This is a genomic window from Variovorax paradoxus NBRC 15149 (assembly GCF_001591365.1).
GTDB classification, from domain to species: Bacteria; Pseudomonadota; Gammaproteobacteria; order Burkholderiales; family Burkholderiaceae_C; genus Variovorax; species Variovorax paradoxus.
The window spans coordinates 151388-169437 of the sequence record NZ_BCUT01000006.1 but is presented as its reverse complement, the minus strand read 5'-3'; the positions used below and the strand labels follow the sequence as shown (position 1 = coordinate 169437).

General features: G+C 67.9%; 19 protein-coding genes. 13 read left to right on the top strand and 6 right to left on the bottom strand.

The features are described 5' to 3' along the window. The first annotated feature begins 1 nt into the window (after position 1). The 4 genes from VPA02S_RS24820 to VPA02S_RS24805 all read left to right on the top strand — a co-directional run bounded on the left by VPA02S_RS24820 (position 2) and on the right by VPA02S_RS24805 (position 2803). Positions 2 to 910: a 2-dehydro-3-deoxygalactonokinase gene (locus tag VPA02S_RS24820; protein WP_062366221.1), complete on the top strand. Its 909-nt coding sequence runs from the start codon at positions 2 to 4 to the stop codon at positions 908 to 910. Next, positions 907 to 1548: a 2-dehydro-3-deoxy-6-phosphogalactonate aldolase gene (locus VPA02S_RS24815; protein WP_062366213.1), complete on the top strand. Its 642-nt coding sequence runs from the start codon at positions 907 to 909 to the stop codon at positions 1546 to 1548. The genes VPA02S_RS24820 and VPA02S_RS24815 overlap by 4 nt, the downstream gene beginning before the upstream one ends. A gap of 37 nt (positions 1549 to 1585) precedes the next feature. Further along, entirely contained in the window at positions 1586 to 2323 is a 738-nt protein-coding gene (locus VPA02S_RS24810) for an aldolase (protein ID WP_062366211.1), read from the top strand. A 159-nt stretch (positions 2324 to 2482) separates the two neighbouring features. Further along, the gene (locus VPA02S_RS24805) at positions 2483 to 2803 is read left to right on the top strand and encodes a hypothetical protein (RefSeq protein ID WP_062366209.1); all 321 of its coding nucleotides are present in this window, start codon (positions 2483 to 2485) and stop codon (positions 2801 to 2803) included. A gap of 28 nt (positions 2804 to 2831) precedes the next feature. On the opposite strand, the gene VPA02S_RS24800 is transcribed toward VPA02S_RS24805, so the two are convergent. The 3 genes from VPA02S_RS24800 to VPA02S_RS24790 form a co-directional block, all read right to left on the bottom strand. After that, positions 2832 to 4250 (bottom strand): MATE family efflux transporter, encoded by a 1419-nt coding sequence (locus VPA02S_RS24800; RefSeq protein WP_062366207.1) that lies wholly within the window; start codon positions 4248 to 4250, stop codon positions 2832 to 2834. Positions 4251 to 4263: 13 nt separating this feature from the next. Continuing rightward, a complete protein-coding gene (locus tag VPA02S_RS24795; RefSeq protein WP_015866473.1) occupies positions 4264 to 5577 on the bottom strand; it encodes an MFS transporter in 1314 nt (437 codons plus the stop codon). Between the two features lie 89 nt (positions 5578 to 5666). Next, positions 5667 to 6122, bottom strand: a complete 456-nt coding sequence (locus VPA02S_RS24790) for a MarR family winged helix-turn-helix transcriptional regulator (protein ID WP_062366205.1) — start codon at positions 6120 to 6122, stop codon at positions 5667 to 5669. A gap of 74 nt (positions 6123 to 6196) precedes the next feature. Between VPA02S_RS24790 and VPA02S_RS24785 the strand changes: the two genes are divergently transcribed. The 9 genes from VPA02S_RS24785 (at position 6197) to VPA02S_RS24745 (ending at position 14793) form a co-directional block, all read left to right on the top strand. Then, on the top strand, positions 6197 to 6745 hold the full coding sequence (locus tag VPA02S_RS24785) for a PaaI family thioesterase (protein ID WP_062366203.1): 549 nt from the start codon (positions 6197 to 6199) through the stop codon (positions 6743 to 6745). Positions 6746 to 6765: 20 nt separating this feature from the next. Then, positions 6766 to 7461: a nitroreductase gene (locus VPA02S_RS24780; RefSeq protein WP_028256348.1), complete on the top strand. Its 696-nt coding sequence runs from the start codon at positions 6766 to 6768 to the stop codon at positions 7459 to 7461. 117 nt (positions 7462 to 7578) lie between these two features. After that, positions 7579 to 8643, top strand: a complete 1065-nt coding sequence (locus tag VPA02S_RS24775; RefSeq protein ID WP_062366202.1) for a Fe(3+) ABC transporter substrate-binding protein — start codon at positions 7579 to 7581, stop codon at positions 8641 to 8643. A gap of 34 nt (positions 8644 to 8677) precedes the next feature. Further along, complete coding sequence (locus tag VPA02S_RS24770) at positions 8678 to 10345, top strand: ABC transporter permease (protein ID WP_062366200.1); 1668 nt, start codon at positions 8678 to 8680, stop codon at positions 10343 to 10345. Next, positions 10342 to 11028: an ABC transporter ATP-binding protein gene (locus VPA02S_RS24765; RefSeq protein WP_015866479.1), complete on the top strand. Its 687-nt coding sequence runs from the start codon at positions 10342 to 10344 to the stop codon at positions 11026 to 11028. The genes VPA02S_RS24770 and VPA02S_RS24765 overlap by 4 nt, the downstream gene beginning before the upstream one ends. 102 nt (positions 11029 to 11130) lie before the next feature. Next, positions 11131 to 11811, top strand: a complete 681-nt coding sequence (locus VPA02S_RS24760; RefSeq protein WP_028256345.1) for a glutathione S-transferase family protein — start codon at positions 11131 to 11133, stop codon at positions 11809 to 11811. A gap of 47 nt (positions 11812 to 11858) precedes the next feature. Beyond that, positions 11859 to 12299, top strand: a complete 441-nt coding sequence (gene gloA, locus VPA02S_RS24755; RefSeq protein ID WP_015866481.1) for a lactoylglutathione lyase — start codon at positions 11859 to 11861, stop codon at positions 12297 to 12299. Between the two features lie 278 nt (positions 12300 to 12577). Beyond that, entirely contained in the window at positions 12578 to 13735 is a 1158-nt protein-coding gene (locus tag VPA02S_RS24750) for a hypothetical protein (RefSeq protein ID WP_018905513.1), read from the top strand. Further along, on the top strand, positions 13732 to 14793 hold the full coding sequence (locus tag VPA02S_RS24745) for an acyltransferase family protein (RefSeq protein WP_062366197.1): 1062 nt from the start codon (positions 13732 to 13734) through the stop codon (positions 14791 to 14793). Before VPA02S_RS24750 ends, VPA02S_RS24745 begins: the two co-directional genes overlap by 4 nt. Before the next feature lie 31 nt (positions 14794 to 14824). Here the strand turns inward: VPA02S_RS24745 and VPA02S_RS24740 are convergent, their stop codons facing one another. From VPA02S_RS24740 to edd, 3 genes are read right to left on the bottom strand one after another with little or no spacing between them, the layout of a single operon-like run. Beyond that, complete coding sequence (locus VPA02S_RS24740) at positions 14825 to 15553, bottom strand: haloacid dehalogenase type II (protein ID WP_062366195.1); 729 nt, start codon at positions 15551 to 15553, stop codon at positions 14825 to 14827. A 7-nt stretch (positions 15554 to 15560) separates the two neighbouring features. After that, positions 15561 to 16196: a bifunctional 4-hydroxy-2-oxoglutarate aldolase/2-dehydro-3-deoxy-phosphogluconate aldolase gene (eda, locus tag VPA02S_RS24735; RefSeq protein WP_062366194.1), complete on the bottom strand. Its 636-nt coding sequence runs from the start codon at positions 16194 to 16196 to the stop codon at positions 15561 to 15563. A 16-nt stretch (positions 16197 to 16212) separates the two neighbouring features. Next, complete coding sequence (gene edd / locus VPA02S_RS24730; RefSeq protein ID WP_062366190.1) at positions 16213 to 18039, bottom strand: phosphogluconate dehydratase; 1827 nt, start codon at positions 18037 to 18039, stop codon at positions 16213 to 16215. Between the last annotated feature and the right edge of the window lie 11 nt (positions 18040 to 18050).

Sequence of the window (18050 nt, the reverse complement as noted above, 5' to 3'; positions counted from 1 at the left end):
CATGACAAGACTGGTCGCCATCGATTGGGGCACGAGTTCACTGCGCGGCGCACTGCTCGATGCCGACGGCAAGGTGCTCGAAGAGCGCAGCGATGCGCGCGGCATCCTCAAGGTGCCGCAAGGCGGGTTCCCCGCGGTCTTTGAAGCGCTGTTCGGCGACTGGATGGGCCTCGAAGGCGCGCGCTGCCTGATCTCCGGCATGGCCGGCAGCAAGCAGGGCTGGGTCGAGGCGCCGTACTGCGCCTGCCCCGCCGGCCGCGTCGAGGTGGGCCGCAGCATCATCGACATCGACGTGCGGCCGGGCTCGCGCATTGCCATCGTGCCGGGCCTTCGCGACGAGCATGACGGCGTTCCCGATGTCATGCGCGGCGAAGAGGTGCAGATCTTCGGTGCCATGTCGATCGCCGGCCTCGACGAAGGCGTCTTCGTGCTGCCGGGCACGCACAACAAGTGGGCCACGGCCAGGAAGGGCCGCGTCGCGGGCTTTCGCACCTACATGACCGGCGAGTTCTATGCGCTGCTGAGCCAGCATTCGATTCTTGCGCGCACGCTCGATGCCGATGCGCCGCTCGACGAAGCGGCCTTTCTCGACGGCGTGACGCGCTCCGAGAACGGCCACGGCCTGCTGCACAACGCCTTCGGCACGCGCACGCTGGCGCTGTTCGAGCGCATGGCCACGCCGGAACTCTCCAGCTATCTCTCGGGCCTGCTGATCGGCGAGGAACTGCGCACGCAATCGCTGCAGGCCGCCGGCGAGGTCGTGCTGATCGGCGCCTCCGCCCTCACCCAACGCTATGCCCTGGCGCTGCGCGCCACCGGCACCGCCACGCGCACGCTCGGCGCCGAAGCCACCTGGGCCGGGCTGCATGCGCTGTCCGGCTTTCTCGACGCAGACCGGAATCCGCCATGACCACACCGCAACAAAAATTCGAAACCGCGATGCGCGCGCTGCCGCTGGTCGCCATCTTGCGCGGGCTCACGCCGGCCGAGGCCGCCGACGTCGGCGATGCCATCGTCGAATCGGGCTTCCGGCTGCTCGAGGTGCCGCTCAATTCGCCCAAACCCTACGCCAGCATCACGCTGATGCGCACGCGCTTTCCGCAGGCCCTGGTGGGCGCCGGCACGGTGCTCGACGTGCAGCAGGTGCGCTATGTGCATGCGGCCGGCGGCGAGCTGGTGGTGTCGCCCAACTTCAATGCCGAGGTGATCGCCGAAGCCGTGCGGCTCGGCATGGTCTGCCTGCCCGGCGTGCTGACGCCGACCGAAGCCTTCGGTGCGCTGGCCGCGGGCGCGACCGGGCTCAAGCTGTTTCCGGCCGAGCTCGCATCGCCCGCGGTGGTGAAGGCCCTGCTCGCGGTGCTGCCCCAGGGCACGCCGCTGATGCCCGTGGGCGGCATCACGCCCGCCAACATGTCCGATTGGCGCGCGGCCGGCGCGGCCGGCTTCGGCATCGGCTCCGCGCTCTACAAGCCGGGCAAGCAGGCTTCGGCCGTGCGCGCCGATGCGCAGAAATTCGTCGCGGCCTTCACCGGCGCGGCCGCCACCTGAAGAAAATCTTCTTTCCAACGTCCACGAGGGAGCGTCGATGTCCGCCGATTCAGATTACGCCAGCCCCGCCGTGCGCAAGCTGCGCGAAGACCTTGCGCTCGCGCTGCGCGCGGCTGCCCACCACGGCTTGTCCGAAGGGGTCTGCAACCATTTCAGCGTGCTGCTGCCGGGCGCGCAGGACCGCTACCTGATCAATCCGCGCGGCCTGCACTGGAGCGAGATCGGTGCCGACGACATCGTGCTGATCGACGTGCACGGCGAAGTGCTCGCGGGGCGCCACCGCGTGGAGCCCACGGCCCTCTTCATCCATGGCGCAGTGCATCGCATCACGGGCCACGCGGTCGTGCTGCATTGCCACATGCCCTACGCCACCGCGCTCACGCTCACGGCCGAGCGCGCGCTCGATCCCACGCTGAGCCAGAACGCGATGCGCTACATGAACCGCATCGCCATCGACGCGGTCTACAACGGCCTGGCGCTCGACGATGCCGAAGGCGAGCGCATCGCGCGCGCCATGGCGGGCAAGGACATTGCCTTTCTTGCGAACCACGGTGTGATCGTGGCGGGCGCCTGCATCGCGCATGCCTACGACGACCTCTACTACCTGGAACGCGCGAGCCTGCACCAGGTGATTGCGCAATCGACCGGGCGCCCGCTGGTTCCGGTGGACGCCAAGATGGCCGCGCATGTGGCGGCGCAGATCCAGGGCGAACGCGAGCAGTCGGACCTGTTCTTCGAGGCGCTGCGGCGGCTGCTGCCTCCGCCGCGCGGCTGAGGTCCGTCCACCGGGCTGCGAAGCACCGGAGCTTCGCGCAGGATGGCACCGGCGGCCGCAAAGCGGCTTACAGCTCTTCATCCGATTTCGCTCCAGCCTTACAAAGCGTTCACATGGGGCCGCGAGGATAGGGCTTCCAACCACTCCATGGGAGTTGCCATGAAAAAGCTCACTTACGCCATCGGCGCCGCGGCCCTGCTCTCGCTGGCTGCACTCAGCGCACCGGCACAGGCCCAGACCGGCGGCCGCTTCATCCAGGCCCAGGTGTACGTGGTGCCCGCACCGCCGCCCCCGCCGCGCCACTACTACGCACCGCCGCCTCCGCGGCACTACTACGGTCCGGGCTACTACCACGGGCGCGACCGCTACGAGCATCGGCATCGCCACTGGGAAGAGCGCCGCTACGGCCGCCGGGACTACGACGGCGACGGCGTGCCCAACCGCTACGACCGCCGGCCCGAGAACCCTTACCGCTACTGATCGGCCGGGCGCATCGACCTGAAGCGGTTCAGGCCTGCGCCACGCGCTGCAGCAGGCCGCGGGTGGTGCGCGGCCAGCCCACGCGGCCGAACCAGGCACCGCCGGCAATCGCCGAGGCGATGACGATGCCGTACACCACCAGCGCCGCCCCCTGCGCCGCGAACACACCGGCCAGTCCGCCGCCCCAGCGCAGGGCCAGCCAGCCACCCACGCCGGCCACCGCGAGCCGCGCGATGTTGCCGAGCACCGGCCACAGCAGGCGCCCCGCGCCCTGCGAGGCGAAGTACAGCACCAGCCCCACGCCGAAGAAGCCGTAGAGCGGCCCCACCACGCGCAAGTAGTGCGCGCCGGTTTCGAGCATGGCCGGGTCGCTGCCGAACAGCAGCAGCCATGGCAGCGGGAACAGCGCCGCGGCAAGGCCGATGGTTTCGGTCAGCGCAAAGGCCAGCGCCGCGCCGGCCCAGGTGGCGCGCAGCGCGCGCTCCCGCTGCCCCGCGCCCATGCAGGTGCCGACCATCGCGACCAGCGGCGCGCCCAGCCCGAACACCAGCGGCACCAGCAGGTATTCGAGCCGCGATGCGGTGCCGTAGCCCGCCAGCGCGCCCGAGCCGAAGTGCCCGGTCAAGGCCGTGGCAATGCCGATCGAGAGGTTGGTGGCCACCGTCGATACCGCGCCCACCAGCCCGATGCGCAGGATGTCGCGGAACAGCGGCCAGCGCAGCTTCAGTGCGGCGAGCGTGGGACGCAGCAGGCTGCGCGGCGAGCGCAGGTAGACGATGAGCGCGACCGAACCCAGCAGGTAGTACAGCAGCAGCGCCATCGCGCCGCCCGCGATGCCCATGCCCGGCAGCGGACCCCAGCCGAAGATCAGGAGCGGCGATGCCGGAACGAGGAACATCACGCCCACCACCGTCACGTTCGCCGGCACCGCCATGTTGCCGGTGCCGCGGATGATGGCCGAGAGCGAATTGAAGAGCCACACCAGCACCGCGCCCGCGAACACCCAGTTCGAGTAGGTCAGGGCCGCATCGAGCGCCGCGCCGGTGCCGCCCATGAGGGTATAGAGCCAGCGCCCGCCACCCAGCAGCGCGAGCGAGAAGCACAGGCCGAAGCCGATCGCGATGGCCACCGCATGCCACACCAGCGCGTCGGCGTCGGCGCGGCGGCGCGCGCCCAGCGCACGGGCGATCGACGAGGCGATGCCACCGCCCATTGCGCCGCTCGATGTCATCTGCATCAGCATGACGATGGGAAACACCAGCGCCATGCCCGCGAGCGCATGGGTGCCCAGCTTGCCGACAAAGTAGGTTTCGATGAGTCCGACGGAGGCTTGCGCCACCATCACGAGCACGTTGGGCGCGGCCAGGCGCAGCAGCGTGGGCACGATCGGCGCCTCGAGCAGGCGGCGCGTGCGCGGGTCGAGGTCTGCGGACGTCGATGCAGTCATGGCGCCGCTCCCCTCAGGCGCGCGCCGGCGCGGCCGGCACGGCCGCAGCGGCAGCCTTTGCGGGACGGCGGATCGCCATCACGATCAGCGCGGCGACCAGGCAGGCCGCACCCGCCGCATACAGCGCCGGCGTGTAGGTGAGCAGAAGCGTGCGCGCAAAGCCCGCGCCGTAGGCCGCGGTGGCGGCGCCCAGCTGGTGCGCGGCAAAGACCCAGCCGAACACCAGGCCCACCTTCGCGGCGCCGAACTCGGCGCCCGCGAGCTTGACGGTCGGCGGCACGGTGGCGATCCAGTCCAGGCCGTAGAACATCGCGAACAGGCCAAGGCCATAGATCGTGAATTCCGAATGCGGCAACCAGAAGAGCGACAGCCCGCGCAACCCGTAGTACCAGAAGAGCAGCTTGCGGTTGTCGTAGCGGTCCGAGAGCCAGCCCGAAAGAATGGTGCCCACGAAGTCGAAGGCGCCCATCATCGCGAGCACCGAGGCCGCCGGCACCGCACCCAGGCCGTTGTCGCCGCACAGCGAGATGAAGTGCGTCTGCACCAGGCCGTTGGTGCTGAGGCCGCAGATGAAGAAGGTGGCCGCAAGAATCAGGAAGGTGCGGTTGGTCGACACTTCCTTCAGCACGCGGAAGGGCGTCGCAAAATTCATGGCTGCGGCAGGTGCCGCCGGCGCCGCCGGCTGCGTGCCGGGCCGTTCGCCGTACGGCAGCAGGCCGAGGTCGGCGGGCCGGTTGCGCACCAGACACAGCGCGAGCAGCGCGATCAGCACGCTGCCGATCACGATCGGCACGATGGCCGAGCGCCAGCCCCAGTGCTCGATCATCCAGGCCGCGAACGGCAGGAAGGCCAGTTGTCCCGTGGCCGAACTGGCCGTGAGCATGCCGATGACCAGCCCGCGCCGCGCAACGAACCAGCGGTTGGCCACCACCGCGCCGAGCACCAGCGCCGTCATGCCCGTGCCCAGGCCCAGCATCAGGCTCCACAGCACGAACAGCTGCCACAGCTGCGAAGCCATGGTGACCAGCGCCATGCCCAGCCCGACCAGCGCCAGGCCGGTGCAGATCACGGCCCGCAGGCCGTAGCGCTCCATCAGCACCGCGGCAAACGGCCCCATGAGCCCGAACAGCGCGAAGCGCAGGGCCAGCGCCGAGGAGATCTGCTCGGTGCTCCAGCCGAACTCCTTGCCCAGCGGCTGCAGCATGGCGCCCGGCAGGCCCAGCGCCGCCGACATGGTCAGCATGGTGAGAAAAGTGATCGCGGCGACGATCCAGCCGTAGTGGATGCCGCGGCGCTGCAGCCATGCGGAAACGGGGGTGGCGAACATGGGACCTCTGCTGTTGGAATGGATTGGGAGGAAAAATATGTTCCGCACGCGGCCGTTGCCGCGGCTTGGTTGTTCTTTGCGGGGTGGCTTCAGTCCTGGAGGTCCGGCGAGTCGTCCGTGCCCAGCAGCTCGAGCGATTCGTCGATGAGCTGGTGCAGCGCCAGCACGCGCTCCACGCCCAGGAGCGCATTGAGCTTCTGCTGCGCGGCTTTCCAGTGCAGCTGCGCTTCGCGCCACTTGGCTTCGCCCGCCGGTGTGAGCGCCACCAGGCGGCTGCGCGCATCGGCACCCGCGCTCTGCTCGATCCAGCCCGCGGCAATCAGCGGCTGCAGGTTGCGGCTCAAGGTGGAGGCCGTCATCCGCAGATCGGCCGCAAAATCGACAGGGCGCACCGGGCCGAGCCGCTTGAGGTTCGACAGCAGCGAATACTGCGTGGTCTTGAGGCCGCTCTGCGAGACCTCCGCGTCATAGTGCTGCGAGAGGCGCCGCATCAGCTGGCGCACCTTGAAGCTGGTGCAGCCGCGGGGTTTGGTCTGGATGTCCATGGTTTATCATTGTAGGTACAACCATTGCATATGCAACTTAATCGTCCCGCAATGCCCACAGGAGAAACACAGGAATGACGCAAGCCCCCTCCCAGCTCGAGGCCTGGATCGCCGAAGAACGCCGGGTTGCCGGCCGGCTCGAAAGCGGCCCCGGCCCCGGACTCGCCCGCCCCGAGCAGATCGCCGGCAAGACCGGGCTCGAGATGATGCAGGCCATGCTGAACGGGGACATTCCCTTTGCGGCCATCGCGAAGACGCTCGACTTCACGCTGCTGTCGGTGAGCCCCGGCGTGGCCGTTTTCCAGGGCACGCCGCTGGCCCAGCACCTGAACCCGCTCGGCACCATCCACGGCGGCTGGATTGCCACCGTGCTCGATTCGGCGCTGGGCTGCTCGGTCCACACCATGATGCCGCCCGGCCGCGCCTACACCACCGCCGAACTCAGCGTGAACTACGTGAAGGGCCTCACGCCCAAGGTGCAGCGGGTGCGCGCCGAAGGCAAGGTGATCCATTGCGGCCGGCAGCTCGCCACCGCCGAGGCGCGGCTCGTGGGCTCCGACGGCACGCTGTATGCGCACGCCACCACCACCTGCCTGGTGTTCGAGATCCCGTCGCCGCGCTGAACGCGATCGGCCCGCAGCCCATGCCCTCCTCCATCCCCCGCGACCCCACGCTCGCGCCGGCCTTCGAGGCCCTGCTCGCGGAGCGCTACAGCTGCCGCGGCTACCTGGCCGAGCCCGTTGCGCGCGAGACGATCGATGCCATCCTCCGGCTGGCGCAGCGCACCGCCTCGTGGTGCAACTCGCAGCCCTGGCAGGTGATCGTGGCCAGTGCCGCGGCCACCGAACGGCTGCGCCAGGCCTTCGATTCGGACGAAGCCGCGGCCGATGCCGCATTCGACATTGCACCGCCCGCGGAATACCGCGGCGTGTACCGTGAGCGCCGCCGCGAATGCGGCTTCCAGCTGTATGAAAGCGTGGGCGTGGCGCGCGGCGACCGCGAGGCCTCGCAACGGCAGGCGCAGGAGAACTTCAGGTTCTTTGGCGCACCGCATGTGGCGCTCGTCACCACCGAGGCGCTGCTCGGCACCTATGGCGCGCTCGACTGCGGCGCCTATGTCAACAACTTCATGCTGGCGGCGCGCAGCCTGGGCGTGGCCAGCATCGCGCAGGCGGCCGTGGCCTCGCGCTCGAAATTCCTGCATCGCTGGTTCGATATCCCGGACGATCGCCAGGTGGTCTGCGGCATCGCCTTCGGCTACGAGGACCCCTCGCACCCGGCCAACCGGTTCCGCACGTCGCGGGCGCCGCTGGCCCAGGTTTGCCAATGGGTGGATTAGCAATGTAAGTGCAAGGAGGTAAAAAACCGCCCCAAGGGCAGTGATAATGATTCTCATCGTCACCCTCGCGGTGGCGATGACTTTCCACAACACGTCTCTGCACCTGGAGGATCCTTCATGACCGACCGCCCCGGCGTCCAAGGCCGCGCCGCCCGCGCACTGATCGGCGTCACCGCCGCCTGGCTGGCTGCCGCCGCTGCCCTGCCCGCGCACGCTGCCAGCGATGAGCTCACGCTCTACACCACGCGCGAAGCCGCGCTGATCCAGCCCCTGATCTCGGCCTTCAGCGCGCAGAGCAAGATCAAGGTGAACACGGTGTTCGTGAAGGACGGCCTGCTCGAACGCGTCAAGGCCGAAGGCGCGCGCTCGCCGGCCGACGTGCTGATGACGGTGGACATCGGCAACCTGATGGACCTGGTCGATGGCGGCGTGACGCAGCCGGTGAAATCGGCCGCGCTCGAATCGGCCGTGCCCGCCAACCTGCGCGGCGCCGACGGCCAGTGGTTCGCGCTCTCGCTGCGCGCGCGCGTGCTCTACGCCGACAAAGACCAGCCGATCACCAGCTTCCGCTACGAAGACCTGGCCAACCCCAAGTGGAAGGGCAAGGTCTGCATCCGCGCGGGCCAGCACCCCTACAACACGGCGCTGATCGCGGCCATGATCGCGCACGACGGCGAGGCCAAGACCGAGCAGTGGCTGCGCGGCGTCAAGGCCAACCTGGCCCGCAAGGCCACCGGCGGCGACCGCGACGTGGCGCGCGACATCCTGGGCGGCATCTGCGACATCGGCCTGGCCAACTCCTACTACGTCGGCCAGATGAAGAGCGCTGCGGCAGGCACCGACGCGCGCAAGTGGGGCGACGCCATCAAGGTGGTCCGCCCGACCTTTGCCGGCGCCAAGGGCGGCGGCACGCACGTCAACATCAGCGGCGCGGCCGTGGCCAAGAACGCGCCGCAGCGCGCCAATGCGGTCAAGCTGCTCGAGTTCCTGGTGTCGGAGCCGGCGCAGGCGCTCTACGCACAGGCCAACTACGAATATCCGGTGCGCAAGGGCGTGGCGCTCGATCCGATCATCGGAGAGACCATCGGCGAGCTGAAGGCCGACCCGCTGCCGGTGGCCGAAATTGCCAAGTACCGCAAGCAGGCCAGCGCGCTGGTCGACAAGGTCGGCTTCGATCAGTGATGGAAATGGCAGGGCACGCCTTGCCGATGCCCGGATGTTGATCGCGAAGCGCCACCCGCTGGTGCTGCAGGCGGCGGGCCCGGTCTGGCGCTTCGCCTCGATGGCCATCGCCATCGGCGTGCTCGCGCCGGTGCTCATGCTCGTCTGGCTCGCCTTCGGCTCGGGCGTCGCGCACTGGGGGCCGCTGTTCGCGCACGTGCTGCCGCAGGCCGCGCTGAACACGGCCCTGCTGCTCATGGGCGTGGGCGCGCTGGTGCTGCTGATCGGCACCGGCTGCGCATGGCTCGTGACGGCCTGCGACTTTCCGGGGCGCGGCGTGCTGAACTGGGCGCTGCTGCTGCCGCTCGCAATGCCGACTTACATCGTCGCCTTTGCCTACCTGGACCTGCTGCATCCGATCGGCCCGGTGCAGGGCGCGATCCGCTGGGCGCTGGGCTTCGACAGCCCGCGCCAGTTCCGCCTGCAGGACCTGCGCTCGATGCCGGGTGCGATCTTCGTGCTCGGCTTCGTGCTCTACCCCTACGTCTACATGACGGCGCGTGCCATGTTCATGACGCAGCCCGCGCACCTGATGGAAGCGGCGCGCACGCTGGGCGAAAGCCGGCGCGGCGCCTTCTTTCGCGTGGCGCTGCCGCTGGCGCGGCCGGCGCTCGCAGTGGGCCTGAGCCTGGCGCTGCTCGAAACGCTCAACGACATCGGCGCCTCCGAATTCCTGGGCGTGAACACGCTCACGGTGGCGGTCTACACCACCTGGATCACGCGCTCCGACCTGGCCGGTGCGGCGCAGATCGCCTGCGCCATGCTGTTCGTGGTGGTCGCGCTGGTCTGGCTCGAACGCAACGGGCGCCGGCACCAGCGCTTCGGCTCGGCGCAGCGCATGCGCGCCGTGCAGCCGCGGCGCCTGCACGGCGGCGCCGCCTGGCTCGCCACCGCCATGGCGTCGCTGCCGGTGCTGATCGGCTTCGTGGCGCCCGCGCTCTACCTGGTCTGGGAAAGCGCCAAGCGGCTGCGCCAGGGCGGCGGCGTGTCGCAAGGGCTGCTCGCCAGCCTCGGCAACACGGTCACGCTGGCCGCCGGCGTCACCGTGGCGGCCGTGGCCGCGGGGCTGGTGGTGGCGTGGGCCACGCGCAGCCAGGGATCGCGCCCGAACCGCGCACGCTGGCAGGCGCGCGCGGCCACGCTGGGCTATGCGCTGCCGGGCACGGTGCTCGCCATTGGCCTGCTCACGCCCGCGCTCGCCTTCGATGCCGCGCTGGCCGGCATGCTCGGCCTGCAGGGCCTGCCGCTCATGGGCGCGGGCATCGTGCTGGTGGTGGCCTGCGCGATCCGCTTCCTCGCCATGCCGGTCGGCGGCATCGAGGCCGGGCTCGCCCGCATTCCGCCCGCCATCGAGCAGGCTTCGCGGCTGCTGGGCGAAACCAGCGGCGGCACGCTCCGGCGCGTGCACCTGCCGCTGCTGCAGCCCGCCATTGCCACGGGCGCGCTGCTGGTCTTCGTCGATGCCATGAAGGAACTGCCGGCCACGCTGCTGCTGCGGCCGGCCAATTTCGACACGCTGGCCACCTGGCTCTATGCCGAGGCCGCCCGAGGCACGTATGAAGAAGGCGCGATTGCCGCGCTCGCCATCGTGGCGGCCGGCCTGCTGCCGGTGGTGCTGCTGGCGCGCAACCAACTGGGCACGCCAGCCGCAGAGACACAATGAGTTCCCCTCTTTCCATCGAATCGATCCAGCTCGCCTACGAAACGCCGCGCGGCCTGCATGCCGTGGTCAACGACTTTTCGCTTTCGCTGCGCGCCGGCGAGATCGCCTGCCTGTTCGGCCCCTCGGGCTGCGGCAAGACCACGGTGCTGCGGGCGATCGCGGGCTTCGAGCCGCTGCGCGCGGGCGCCATCCGGCTCGGCGACGTGCTGCTCTCCTCCACCCAGGTGCACCTGCCGCCCGAGCAGCGGCGCGTGGGCATGATGTTCCAGGAGTACGCGCTGTTTCCCCATCTCTCGGCCAGCCGGAACGTGGCCTTCGGCCTGCGCCGCTCGAGCCGTGCGCAGCAGCAGGCCCGCGTGGCCGAGATGCTGGCGCTGGTGGGCCTGGCCGATGCCGGCGAGCGCTTTCCGCATGAGCTGTCGGGCGGCCAGCAGCAACGCATTGCGCTCGCCCGCGCACTGGCGCCTTCGCCCGAACTGCTGCTGCTCGACGAGCCGTTCTCCAACCTCGACGGCGGCACGCGCGAGCGCCTCACGGCCGAGGTGCGCGGCATCCTCCGGCGCGCCGGGCAGACCGCGATCCTGGTCACCCACAACGAGGCCGAGGCCCATGCCATGGCCGACCGCATCGGCGTGATGCACGGCGGCCGCATCACGCACTGGCTGGACACCACTGCCAAATAGCACAGGGCGCCCGTTCGGCGAATGGGCTTTTCGGGAAAAGGTTGTTCGGGGCCGCAAGAATTGCCGCGGTCCCAACTGCAACTTTTCCGGAGCGCCCACGCCATGTCCAACAAGCCCCTCACCCTCGTCAGCCACCTGCTGTGCCCCTATGTGCAGCGCGCCGCCATCGCACTGGCCGAAAAGAACGTGCCCTTCGAGCGCGTGGTGATCGACCTGGCGAACAAGCCGGACTGGTTCGTTGCCATCTCGCCCCTGGGCAAGGTGCCGCTGCTGCGGCTTCAACGCCCCGACGGCAGCGAAGCAGTGCTGTTCGAGAGCAATGTGATCTGCGAGTACCTCGAAGAAACCCAGCCCGGCCCGCGCCTGCATCCCGAAGATCCGCTCACCCGCGCCGAGCATCGCGCATGGATGGAGTTCGGCTCGGCCATCCTGGGCGACCTGTGGGGCTACGAGACCACGCGCGACGCCGAAGTGTTCGAGCAGAAGCGCCTGGCCCTTGCCGCCAAGTTCGAGCGCGTCGAAGCCGCGCTGGGCGCCGGCCCCTACTTTGCAGGCAAGAACTTCAGCCTGGTCGACGCGGTGTTCGCGCCGATCTTTCGCTACTTCGAGGTGTTCGATGAGATCAGCAACTCGCACATCTTCGATGCCCTGCCCAAGGTGAATGCGTGGCGCAAGGCACTGGCGGCGCGGCCGAGCGTGCAGAGCGCGGTGGTGCCGGAGTATCCGCAGCACCTGCGCGAATTCCTGCGCAAGCACGAGGCGCACTTGCTCGCGCTCGCCTAGCGCCGACAATGGAATTCTTCCCCCCGCAACAACAGAGATCCCACGAGATGCGACTCCTCCACACCATGCTGCGCGTCGGCAACCTCCAGCGTTCGATCGATTTCTATACCCAGGTGCTTGGCATGAGCCTGCTGCGCACCTCGGAGAACCCCGAGTACAAATACAGCCTCGCCTTCGTCGGCTACGGCGGCGGCAACCCCGGGCAGGCCGAGATCGAGCTCACCTACAACTGGGGCACCGAAAGCTACGAACTCGGCACGGCCTACGGCCACATCGCGCTTGGCGTGCCCGACGCCTACGCGGCCTGCGAAAAGATCAAGGCCGCCGGCGGCAACGTCACGCGCGAAGCCGGGCCCGTGAAGGGCGGCACCACGGTGATCGCCTTCGTGACCGATCCCGACGGCTACAAGATCGAGCTCATCCAGGACAAGGCAAAGGCTTCCGGCGACGGCAGCCCCGCCGGTTCCGACGCCCTGCGCGCGTCCTAGCCGGGCCCCCGCGGCGCCCGCGCCCGGCGCCGCCATCAGCGCTTCGCGGCCGCTGAATTGAGGATACAAATGATCACCTTTTAAAGGCGATCGGCATATTCTTTGCTGGTATTTTCAAGGGGTAGTGCTGATGCAGGACGCATCACATTCTGATACCCGGAATCGCGATCGAAGAGCTTCACAGTTCAGCAAGATCGTCCATTCGGACGCGGCGCCGAATGCTCCTTATTCCTTGAACTATCTTCTACATGAGCGCTTTCTTCCAAGCGGAATGAAAATTGACGATTCTGAGCATACGCGGCAAGCCTATTGATCCGGCCATATCGCTGATCATCTTTTTCTTTTCCGCCCTGATCGTCGGCGTCATTCCGTTTCTCTACCACGACACGGCGGCCCAGAATTTTCCGGACGAAGAAACGCTATTGAGTTTCTTCGGCGCCGATTTGTGCCAGCTCACCTCCACCACGATCGAGGAAAGAAACTCCTACGCCTGCAGCGCATTCCTGCTGGAGTCGGCCGGGCTCAGCGCCAAGACGGCGCCCATTGCCGGCGCCTTTCTGAGCGTCACGCTCACCGTCATCCCCATACTCCAATTCAGCCGAATTCCCCTTGGCGTATTTTTCGTCTCGCTCGGCTGGGGATTCATCAGGGCCATTTTTCTTTCGGTTCTTTCGAAAGACATGCTGTCGGCCTGCGTGGTGCTGCTTTCGGTGATGGCGGCGCAGCACAGCGGGTTCGGGCTGACGTGGTTCCTGTCGTCGACGATCTACGGCTGGGTGGTCAGAAAGTATTGGCTGCTGGTCAGCGCCGTCTGGCTCGGGCTGCGCTTGATAAGAAAGCAGCTCACCGTATTCAGGCTCCTGGTCATCATCGTCCTGGTCTATATCGCGCTCGCGCTGACCTTCCAGATCGCACTGGGCGCCACCCTGGACTTTGCCCGCGCAACGGTCAATGAGAACCGGGAGGTCGGCGCCGAAGGATCGCGGACGGTCATCGAGGCGGTCATCGCTTCCGACAATGCCCTGCTGCAGGCGCTCAACGCCACGATCACCTTCTTCCGCCTGGCTTTTCCGCTCGAGCTTCTGCGCTTTGGTTCGGTCAGCCAACTGGCGTTCATCTCGATCATGCCTTTCACGTTCGTGTGGATGGTGAAAGTCATCGTCGAGGGCGCGAAGTCGGGCAACAAGAACCTGATCCAGGCCGGCAAGGTGGCCCTTGCGCCTTTGTCCTTTCTCATCATCGAGGGGGTGTTCGAGCCAGACTTCGGCTCGTTTGCGCGCCACTTCGCCATTGTGAGTCCGCTCGTCTTTTCGGCCATGGCACTGGCGCAGAAAACCGAACTGGCCGAAAAAAGGCTGCTGCGGCGCAGGCAGGCCGCTGCCATTTCGAGCAACCCGCTCTTTGTCCGCCCCACTCGTCAGGATCGAATTTCGTGAAATCCCAATCCATTGCGGTGGACCAGCCACAGTACGTCGAATCCATCCAGGCAGGCCGAGGCATTGCCGCGCTGCTGGTCGTGATTCATCACGCGGCGCAGAAAGCCCATGCGCTTTCCGGCGGCGCCATTCCGCTGTTCGATTTCGGGATCATCGGGGTCGATATCTTCTTCATGATCAGCGGCTTCATCATCTACTTTGTCACGGCCAACAAGACCATGACCCACGTGGAATTCATGGAGAAGCGGATCATCCGTGTGTTTCCCCTTTATTGGGGACTGTCCTTGCTGGCGTTGGTGGTCTTCATGCTTGCGCCGAAGCTGATCAACAGCAATGCGCAGGAGCCCACCGACATTGCCGCGTCATTCTTCTTGTGGCCCACGTCCGCCCCGTACCTGGTCAACAACGGATGGACGCTCACCTACGAAATCATTTTCTACGGCTTGTGGGCGCTGGTCGCATTGCCGACCGCCAGGCCAAGGAACGCCTATCTCGCGTGCCTGGTATTGGCCGCGGCATCGTTCATTGGATTGCTTTCCGGCCTCGACTACAAGGTCATGAATTTTTCATTGTTCCTGGAGTTCGCATTCGGCGTGACCATTGGCGTGGCGTTCAAGAAAGGGCTGATCCGGCAGAGCGCGCCGGTGTCCATCGTCCTGATGGCCGCCGGGGCATTTCTTGCGCACCTGGCCATTTCGGAAGGCCTTGGCAGCAGCGAACTCCGGGGATTTGCGCTGGCAATTCCCTCCGCAATGATTTTCTTCGGGTTGATATCGCTCGGGGCGTTCTGGGCCAGGCTGCGCGTGATCCTGGCCATCGGGGACAGCTCCTATTCGCTGTACCTGTTCCACCCGTTCATCCTGGTTGCGATCCCTCTCACAGTCAAACTGCTGGGCTTCAGGTCGACGCCTCAGATCCTCGCCATTTCCGTTGCGATCTGTATCGCGTCGATCTGGGCTTCGCACATGGTCTACCGCTTCGTGGAATTCCCGCTCACGCAGATGATGCGGGGAATGATCAAGTCCGCGAAATCCTTCAGCGCGGCCAGGGCAAGGTGACGGCGCCGCGCGCGCAGATGCCGATGGTTCTTCAGCAGCCCAGCAGGTCGGCCAGCTGCCTGATGTCGCGCGCGTGCAGGTTGTTGTCGGGGTTCGGCGAAACGTCCTTCGGCTGGGCGCGGCCGAATTCATGGGGCCGCTCGATGTAGGCGGTCTTGAGGCCGCAGGTGCGCGCCGCCGCCAGGTCGTCGTGGTGCGCCGCGGCGAGCATCACCTGCCCCGGCGTCGCATCGAACACGCCCGCCACGCCAAGGTAGGTGCGCGGATCGGGCTTGTAGGCCTTGAACACCTCGGCCGACAGCACGCAGTCCCAGGGCAGGCCGGCGCGCTTGGCCATTTCGGTCAAAAGGCCGATGTTGCCGTTGGAGAGCGTGCAGATGGTGAACTTCTTCTTGAGGCGCGTGAGCCCCTCCACCGCATCGGGCCACGCCGGCAGGCGGTGCCAGGCGCGGCTCAGGTCGCGCTTGGCGGCGCCGTCGAGCCGGTCGGCCAGGCTGAAGTCGTGCAGCACCTGTTCGAGCATGCTCAGGTGCAGCTCGTCGAGCAGCGTGAAGCCGCCCTCGCCCGCCGCAATGCGCTCCATCACGGATTTCATGGCGGGCTGGTAGCCCGCGCGCCAGGCCAGCGCAAAGGCGGCGCCGTCGACGCCCGGCAATGCGCGCTCGGCCTCGGCGGCGATGCCGCTGTGCCAGTCGACCACGGTGCCGAAAACGTCGAAGGCAATGACCTTCAGGTCACTGGCGTCGAAATCCGCACGCATGACCGGCTCAGCGCGAGAGCTGGCTCGCCGCGCGCGCGAGCTGTTCGATGCGCGCCCAGTCGCCGTTGCGGATGGCGTCGGCCGGCACGATCCACGAGCCGCCCACGCAGGCCACATTCGAGAGCGCCAGGAACTCGGCTGCGTTGTCGGCATGGATGCCGCCGGTCGGGCAGAAGGTCACGTCGCCGAACGGGCCCTGCCACGCCTTCAGCATGGGAATGCCGCCCGCCTGCAGCGCGGGAAAGAACTTGAGCTCGGTGTAGCCGTCTTCCTGCGCCGTCATGATCTCGCTGCCGGTGGCCACGCCGGGCAGAAGCGGCAGGCCGAGGTCGTGGCAGGCCTTGCCCACTGCACGCGTATAGCCCGGGCTCACGCCGAACTTCGCGCCGGCCAGCGCCGAGGCCTGCGCATCGGCCGCGCTGCGGATGGTGCCCGCGCCGGCCACGGCCTCGGGCACGTCCCTGGCAATGGCCTCGATGCATTCGAGCGCCTGCGGCGTGCGCAGCGTGACCTCGAGCATGCGGATGCCGCCGGCCACCAGCGCGCGCGCCAGGGGAATGGCATGTTTCACGTCGTGCAGCACGATCACCGGAATGACCGGTGCATCGCGCATGACCTCGAGTGCGGTGAGTTTGTCTGTCATTTCATTGCTCCAATGTTCACAGCCACGAGCATGCGCCTTCTTCCGCCGTCAGCGCATTGCGCCGCATGCCAGCGAACAGCTCGCGGCCCAGGCCGTGGCTGTCTGCGATGCGCTGGGCCTCGGGCAGCTCGGCGATCTCGCGTTCGGCCCATTCGTCGTCGGGCACCAGCACCGCCAGTGTGCCCGCCACGGCGTCCAGGCGCACGACGTCGCCGTCGCGCACCTTGGCGAGCGGGCCGCCCGCGGCGGCTTCCGGCGAAACGTGGATGGCCGCGGGCACCTTGCCCGAGGCGCCGCTCATGCGGCCGTCGGTGACCAGCGCCACGCGAAAGCCCTTGCCCTGCAGCACCGACAGCGGCGGCGTGAGCTTGTGCAGCTCGGGCATGCCGTTGGCCTGCGGCCCCTGCCAGCGCACCACGCAGACCACGTCGCGCTCCAGCTCGCCGGCGGTGAAGGCCTGGTGCAGCGCAGCCTGCGAATCGAAGACGCGCGCCGGCGCCTCGATCACGTGGCGGTCGTCGGGCACCGAGGACACCTTGATCACGCTGCGCCCCAGGTTGCCGTTGAGCAGCTTCAGCCCGCCGGTCGCGCTGAAGGGGTTCTCCACGGGCCGCGCGACGGCTTCGTCCTTGGAAGGCGCGGCGGAGGTCCAGGCCAGGCGCTTGTCCTGCGCAAGGGAGGGAATGTTCGCGAATTCGCGGATGCCGCCGGCACGCACCGTGAGCACGTCGGCGTGCATCAGGCCGGCGTCGAGCAGCTCGCCGATCACGAAGCCCGGGCCGCCCGCGGCCTGGAACGCGTTCACGTCGGCGCTGCCGTTGGGATAGACGCGCGTCAGCAGCGGGATCACGTCGGAGAGCCGGGAGAAATCGTCCCAGTCGATCACGATGCCGGCCGAGCGCGCCACGGCCACCCAGTGGATCAGGTGGTTGGTGGAGCCGCCGGTGGCCAGCAGCGCCACCATGGCATTGACGATGCAGCGCTCATCGACCATTTCGCCGATGGGGGGGCAACTGAATTTCGCCTCGCCCGCGCGGCCCAGCACGGTGCGCACGGCCTCGCGCGTGAGCGTCTCGCGCATGGCGTCGCCGGGCTGGATGAAGGCGGTGCCGGGCACGTGCAGGCCCATGGCCTCGAGCAGCATCTGGTTGCTGTTGGCGGTGCCGTAGAAGGTGCAGGTGCCCATGGTGTGGTAGGCCGCCATCTCGGCGTCGAGCAGGCCCTGGCGGCCGACCAGGCCTTGTGCCGCCTGCTCGCGCACCTTCGACTTTTCGTTATTCGACAGGCCCGAGGGCATGGGGCCGGCGGGCACGAACACCGTGGGCAGGTGGCCGAAGTGCAGCGCGCCGATCAAAAGGCCCGGCACGATCTTGTCGCACACGCCCAGCAGCAGCGCGCCGTCGAACATGTCGTGCGTGAGCGCGATCGCGGTGCCCATGGCGATCACGTCGCGGCTGAAAAGGCTCAGCTCCATGCCGGGCGTGCCCTGGGTCACGCCGTCGCACATGGCGGGCACGCCGCCGGCCACCTGAGCGGTGGCGCCGAGGCTGCGCGCCTCCTGCTTGATGATGTCGGGGTAGCCCTGGTACGGCGCGTGGGCCGAGAGCATGTCGTTGTAGGCGGTGACGATGCCGATGTTGGGCGCGCGCTCCGTCACCACCTTGAACTTGTCGTTGGCCGGGATGCCGGCCACGGCGTGCGCGACGTTGGCGCAGCCCATGCGGTCGGAACCCCTGTCGCGGTTGCGGATTTCCGCGAGCCGCCGGAGGTATGCGCTGCGCGGCCCCTGGCTGCGCTCGCGAATGCGATCGGTAACGTCAAGGACGGTGGGATGTGTGCTCATGGGGATGGTTT